Annotated in this window: 4 protein-coding genes; 3 read left to right on the top strand and 1 reads right to left on the bottom strand. The window is 70.3% G+C overall.

Features of this window, described 5'->3' with window-relative positions:
• Positions 1–41: 41 nt before the first annotated feature.
• Positions 42–3080: a D-alanyl-D-alanine carboxypeptidase gene (locus AOK15_RS39250; RefSeq protein WP_055523778.1), complete on the bottom strand. Its 3039-nt coding sequence runs from the start codon at positions 3078–3080 to the stop codon at positions 42–44.
• A 263-nt stretch (positions 3081–3343) separates the two neighbouring features.
• Here AOK15_RS39250 and AOK15_RS39245 point away from each other — a divergent pair, with 263 nt between their 5' ends.
• The 3 genes from AOK15_RS39245 (at position 3344) to AOK15_RS39235 (ending at position 5937) form a co-directional block, all read left to right on the top strand.
• Positions 3344–4102: a GOLPH3/VPS74 family protein gene (locus AOK15_RS39245; protein WP_055523775.1), complete on the top strand. Its 759-nt coding sequence runs from the start codon at positions 3344–3346 to the stop codon at positions 4100–4102.
• Between the two features lie 500 nt (positions 4103–4602).
• Positions 4603–5463 carry a helix-turn-helix domain-containing protein gene (locus tag AOK15_RS39240; RefSeq protein ID WP_055523772.1) on the top strand — a complete coding sequence of 287 codons (861 nt, stop codon included), beginning with the start codon at positions 4603–4605 and terminating at the stop codon, positions 5461–5463.
• A 264-nt stretch (positions 5464–5727) separates the two neighbouring features.
• The gene (locus AOK15_RS39235) at positions 5728–5937 is read left to right on the top strand and encodes a DUF397 domain-containing protein (RefSeq protein WP_055523771.1); all 210 of its coding nucleotides are present in this window, start codon (positions 5728–5730) and stop codon (positions 5935–5937) included.
• Positions 5938–6247: the final 310 nt, after the last annotated feature.

Here is a 6247-nt window from a genome sequence, read left to right as displayed (position 1 = left end):
TGGTGGGCCGTGTGCGGGTGGCGACTGCGCCGGTCCCCCGGTCAGCTCACGCGGGTGAGCTTGGGGACGAAGCCGGGCTCGGTGAGGTCCTTCTGCAGGGCCACCGGGACCTCGACGCCGTAGCCGGTGCCGTCGCCCACGGTCAGCGAGCCGACCTTCGTGCCGGCCTTCGCCTGGTGCGGGATGGTTTTTGCGGGCTCCAGCCCCAGCTTGACGGTCTTACCGGCCCAGCCGACCGCCGAGACGTCCTCGGTGACGACGACGGGGGTCTGTCCGCCGAGCTGGTCGTCGACGTAGCCGACGACGTCGCCCTTCTTCAGGATCGTGTCGGAGGTGAGGGCGTCCTGGGCGGCGATCATGGCCGTCTTGCTGACCGCGTTGACCGTGTCGATGATCGGCGGGGTGTGCTGGCCGAGGATCGCGCCGACGACGATGGCCGTCTCACCGCCGACCTCCTTGGTGGCGGCGAAGAGCAGGTTGCCGCCGGCGGCCGAGGTGGAGCCGGTCTTGATGCCGATGGCGTTGTTGTAGGGGACGAGACGGTTGTAGTTGTCCCAGCGCTGGCCCGACGGGTCGAACCAGTAGGGCAGCTTGGTGATGTCGGTGAGGGCCTTCATCCGCACCAGCTCGTTGCCGAGCTTCACCTGGTCCTCAGCGGTGGAGACGGTCGTCTCCTTCAGCCCGGACGGGTCGGTGTAGGTGGTGTCCTTCATCCCGAGGTCCTTGGCGGCGGCGTTCATCTTCTTGACGAACTCCGCCTCGGAACCGTTGCTGTCCCAGCGGGCGAGCAGCCGTGCGATGTTGTTCGCGGACGGGATCATGATGGCCGCGATGGCGTCGTACTGGGAGAGCTTGTCGCCCTCCTTGACGGTGTTGAGCGTGGACTCGCCGTCCTTGTCGTAGCCGCCCTCGGTCTCCGCCTTCGCGTCGACCGGGATGGTCGCACCCTTCGCACCCGGCTTCATCGGGTGCTCCTTGAGGATGACGTACGCGGTCATCGCCTTGGCCACGGAGCCGATGGCGACGGGCTTCTGCTCGCCGAAGCTGTCCAGGGTGCCGATGCCGTTGACGTCCATCCAGCCCTGGCCCTGCTCGGGCCACGGCAGGGTCACCTTGTCGCCCTCGAAGGCGTACGACTCCTTCGCGGTCAGCGCGAGCGTCGGGGTGGGGAGCGAACGGAAATTCTGTACGACCGCAAAGACGATCACCAGCAGGATGACCAGCGGGGTCCAGATCTTGACCCTGCGGACGGCCGTCCTGAGCGGGGTCTGCGGGGGCGGCGGCGTGTTCGTCAGCTCCGCCAGCAGATCCAGCGGGGGCTTCGGCGGCAACGGCTGCTGCGTGGTCCGCTCGGGGCCCACCTGAGGAATCGTCCGGGTGGCCTCAGCGGGCGCGACGGAGGGCTGCGCGGGCTTGGGCGGGGCGGCGTCGTCGAGCGACTTGAGCGCCACGAACTTGCTGGTCCGCTCGCTGGGGGCACCCTTGGCGTCGTCGGGGGTGCCCTCGGGCTCTTCGGGGGTGCCCTTGGCGTCGGCCGGGGTGCCCTTGGCGTCCTCGGTGCCCCTGCCGTCGCGTTCGGCCTTGTCGGAGGTGTCGTTGTCGGAGGTGTCGTTGTCGGAGGTGTCGTCGGCCTTGTCGCCGGTCGCCTTGGTGGCGGCCGCGCCCAACTTGAGCATGGTGGTGGGCTGGTCCACCGGGGGGAGCTTGGGTGCGCGGAAGATGGCGGTCGCCTGGTCGACGGGCGGCTCGGCGTCGGCCTTGGCTTCGGCGTCCGCTTCGGCGTCCGCTTCGGCCTCTGCCGCAAGTTCGCTGGAGCGGGACTTGGCGAAGAAGACCCCGGAGCCGCCCTTGGGGGCGGGGGTGCCGGAGCCGGCCTTCCCGCTGCCCTCGGAGGCCTTGCCGCCCTCGTCGTCGGGAACGGCGTCGCCCGCGTCCCGGGCGTCGACGTCGGGCTCGGGCTCGGGCTCGGCCGCGCGGTCACGCGGAGCCCTGGCATCGGTGTCGGAGGCGGAGTCGGCGGGCAACTCGGCTTCGTCGCGCTCCGTGGCGCCGCTCTCGCCGTCAGGCGACGAGTCGCCCTCGGTCTCGGCGTCGGCCCCGGCGCTCGCGCGGCCGACCATCACCGCCGCGGGCTTCGCGTCCTCGACGGTCCCGGAGCCGGAACCCTCGCCCTCCGCGACATCGCTCCTGCCGTCACGCGAAGAGTCGCCCTTGGCCTCGACGCCGGCGTCATCCGCGTCCCCGGCCTCGGGCTCGCGGTCACGCGGAGTCCCGGCATCGGCGTCGGAGGCGGCGTTTGCGCGGCCAGCAGTCACCTGGTCGGCCCCGGCGTCCTCCGACTCAGCCTCGCTGCTGGCGTCCGTCGCCTCTCGCGCCGCGGGCAGACGTGCCGCAAGGGCGAGGGTGGGCGTGGCGGCACCCGGCGAGCGCCGGGCCCCCTCACCGGACTCGTCCTCGGCAGCGTCGCCGGTCTCGGTGGCAGGCGCGTCGCCGACCTCGTCGGCCGCCGACTCCGAGCTCACCTCGGCCTCGGGCTCGCCATCGCCATCGGCATCGGCATCGGAGGCGGAGGCGGAGGCGGAGGCGGCATTTGCGGCAGCGTCGCTCTGCTCGGCGGCATCCGACCCAGCGCCGCCCGAAGCCCCTCCGGCACCCTCGGCACCCGACCCGGCACCTTCAGCGTCAGCCGTCTCGCCGTCGGCGTCGGCCGTCGCACCGCTGGCGTCGGCGTCGGCCTTCGTGCCCTTCGCGTCGGACGACTTCGCACCCCCGGCGGCGGCACCCGCCCCCGCCGCGTCGGACTTGACGTCCCCGGCGTCGGCGTCGGCGTCGCCCTCCCGATCCGTCCCCTCCGTCGTCTCCGCCGTCTCCAGCAGCGTGCGGCGGGAGAAGACCGCCGTCGCCTGGTCCGGCTTCGGGCCGGGGGCCGGGGAGGAAGGCCGGGAGAGGGAGAGGCGTGGGTCCTCGGAAGACGTGGAGGACCCGGAACCCGGGGTCTCCGGGATCGGCGGTTCGCTCCCCGACGCCGACGATGTCGACGACTCGTACCGCTTCGACCTGTCGGGGGACGTGCCCGCCACCGATGCCTCCTCCCGCGCGCCGCCCGTCCTCGGGACACGCGCCCTACCGATCTGTGAAACCCACCGCCCGGACACTAGTCACCCCACGCACCACCGCGCCGCGCCGCTGTCCGAACCATGTACCAGTGTCCTGTGTGCGGGCTTAACCCCTGCGGTAGACGAGAACGACATACCTATCGGTTCCACTACATTCCGGTCACGCACCCTCGACAGACCAATGTGAGAGGGGTCACCCTGTCATTCATCCACGCGGGGAGGCATGGATGGGCAGGAGCCGCAGAACAATTCCGGAGGAGCTTCTGCTGCTGGCGTTGGACCCGGCCACGGGTACCACCGCACAGCCGCAGTCGCTCGACCTTGGTCTGGCCGGAGCGCAGCTAGTGGAGCTGGCGCTGGCCGGACGGATAGCCCCAGACGGGGATCGTATCGCCGTGGTGTCCCCACGGCCGACTGGAGATCCAACACTGGACTGCGCGTTGGAGTTGCTGCGAAGGCGCGGCGCTCCGGTCCGTGCGGTGCACTGGATCGGCGGGCCCCGGCTGGGGCTGCGCCAGACCTATCTGTCACACCTGGAGCGCTGCGGCATGGTGCACGCCGTCGCGGGCCAGATGTGCGGGGTGCTGCCGACGACGCGCTACCAGGCGACGGAAACGGCCATCAGCCGGGAGATCAGGGCCCGGCTGGATTCCGCGATCCGCACCGGCGTCCCGCCGGACCCGCGGACGGCCGCGCTCGCCGCACTGGCTCACGCCGTGGGCCTCGGCAAGCACCTGTACCCGGGGAACGAGGGACGCTCGTCCCGCTCCCGGCTCAGGGACCTCATCCGGCACGACCCCATGGGTGGTCTGGTGGCCCACGCCGTCATGGACGTGCAGAACGGCGTGGCCGCACAGCCGCGCCGCAGCCCGGCACCGGCCGGCCGACAGGCCGCACCCGGCGCCCGGCCACCCGCACCGGAACCCGCCCGCGGTGTTCCGATGCAGCCGCGCCGTGGCTCCATGGCACGCGTCGTGGCGCACTGAGCCACCTGCGCACCGACGCGCCAACCCCCCGGCGCGGCGGGCAGTTCCACGGCACGACCCGTCACCACCGCACCACCGAACGACCCGCACCACCGAACGACCCGCACCGCATCACGATGCGCACCGCATCACGATGCGCACCGTGCGCACCACTCGCACCGTCAGCGCCGGACCGAACCGCCTCACGGGACCCCAGGGCCCGGTTCGGGAGCCGCTGGATCGCGCGGGGCGCGCGAGGCCGTACGGACACGCTCGGCCGGTCGATCCGTCGACCGTTCGGGCCCGGTCCGTACGACAGGACCTCGCCGCCCCGCGCGGCCGCATGTGCCGGTGCTGGCCGTACATTCGGCGGAGAACCCTCCAGGGCGGAAAAACTACGGCGCGAACGGCGCACGCACAGCGCATATCCGCTGTTTTCCAGCGGTACTCGGCACCTTGGTGGCAATCTGCTCAGCAGCAGATACGCAAAGTAGAGGCCCGCAGCCGGAGGTGCACGTCCCGTGGCGTCCAATGTCAATCCCACCGTCAGGCGACGCCGGTTGGGCCAGGAGCTGCGTCGGCTCCGTGAGCTCAAGGGCATGACCGCCGAGGAAGTGGCCGAGCGGCTGCTGGTCTCGCAGTCGAAGATCAGCCGACTGGAGAACGGCCGCCGCAGCATCAGCCAGCGCGACGTCCGTGACCTCTGCGGGGTCTACGAGGTCGAGGACCAGCGGGTCGTCGACTCGCTGATGCAGATGGCCAAGGACTCGCGCCAGCAGGGCTGGTGGCACGCGTTCGGCGACGTCCCGTACAGCGTCTACATCGGCCTGGAGACCGACGCGGCCAGTCTGCGCGTGTACGACCCGCAGGTCGTCCCCGGGCTCCTCCAGACCCGCCCGTACGCCGAGGCCCTCATCGCGGGCGCGCTGCCCGAGACGATGCCCGGGGACATCGACAAGCGGGTCCAGGTACGGATGAGGCGACAGGAACGTATCTCCGCGCCGGAGAGCCCCCTGCGGCTGTGGACGGTCCTCGACGAGGCCGCGCTGCGCCGGGTGGTCGGCAACCGCTCCCTGATGCGCGAGCAGTTGGAGTACCTCGTCGAGCAGTCCCAACTCCCGCACGTCACCGTGCAGGTGATTCCCTTCGACCTGGGCGCGCATCCCGGGCTCAACGGCCAGTACGCGATCCTGGAGTTCCCGGACGCCTCGGATTCCAGCGTCGTCTACATCGAGGGCGTCACGAGCGATCTGTATCTGGAGAAGCCGGCCGACGTCCAGAAGTACAGCGTGATGTATGAGCACTTGAGGGCGCAGGCCCTGAATGTGGATCAATCCCGCCAGTTCATCGCCGACATCGCGAAGGACTATGCGCGATTGTAGTCCCCGCGCGGGCCTGATCAAGGCGTTGTGGGATTGAAAGGGACGGAAGATACACCTTGGTATCCCTGAGGGGAAGACCCAAGGGGAATATGCCACTCGCGCGAGTGAATAGTCGCTTCGTCAGCCGATGTTGGCGAGTAGCGTCGATCACGTCAAGGAAATCAACGACCTTGGCGGAAACCGAACTGCGGGGTCCGGGAACGGACGTGTGTTCCCGCAGTTCGGCGACAGCAACTCAACGACCAACCGGCTAGCGGAGCAGAAATGGCAATTCAGCAAGGCGCCACGGACACGTGGGTCAAGTCCTCGTACTCCACGGGCAACGGCGCGTGCATCGAGGTCAAGTCCCCCGTCGTCGCGGCACTCTCCGTGCGTGACTCCAAGGTTTCCGACGGTCCGACCCTGGCGTTCCCCGCCGACTCGTGGAACGCGTTCGTCACCGGGGTCAACCGGGGAGCCTTCGACCTCGCGTGACCATGGTTCACCCCCACCAGGAACACAACTTCACACACACCAACTGACAGAGCCCTCTCGACCGGCCCGCCGTCCTGGCCGAGGGGGCTCGGCCTTGCCCGCCACCGCGCCCCACCCACACCACCACCGGCTCCGCCCCGCCCCGCCCGGCGGCCTCCCCGTCCGGCTACCGCAGGCGGTCCACGTACCGGTCTGTCCCGGTAGGCGGTCACCTCGTGGTCCTGGAACGCCGTGAAGACGTGCGTACGGTCCTGATAGACGCGCGCGTCGCGGTTCAGCCTGGGCACGGTAATTGATCCGTCCATTGGGG

The organism is Streptomyces ossamyceticus (genome assembly GCF_001418475.1).
Classification (GTDB): Bacteria; Actinomycetota; Actinomycetes; order Streptomycetales; family Streptomycetaceae; genus Streptomyces; species Streptomyces ossamyceticus.
The sequence above is the reverse complement of the archived record's forward strand: the minus strand, read 5'-3'. Positions and strand labels throughout refer to the sequence as shown.

Bases quoted from the DNA above. Each gene is read 5' to 3' on its own strand.
- AOK15_RS39245 (WP_055523775.1), top strand. From the start codon at position 3,344: ATGGGCAGGAGCCGCAGAACAATTCCGGAGGAGCTTCTGCTGCTGGCG.
- AOK15_RS39235 (WP_055523771.1), top strand. From the start codon at position 5,728: ATGGCAATTCAGCAAGGCGCCACGGACACGTGGGTCAAGTCCTCGTAC.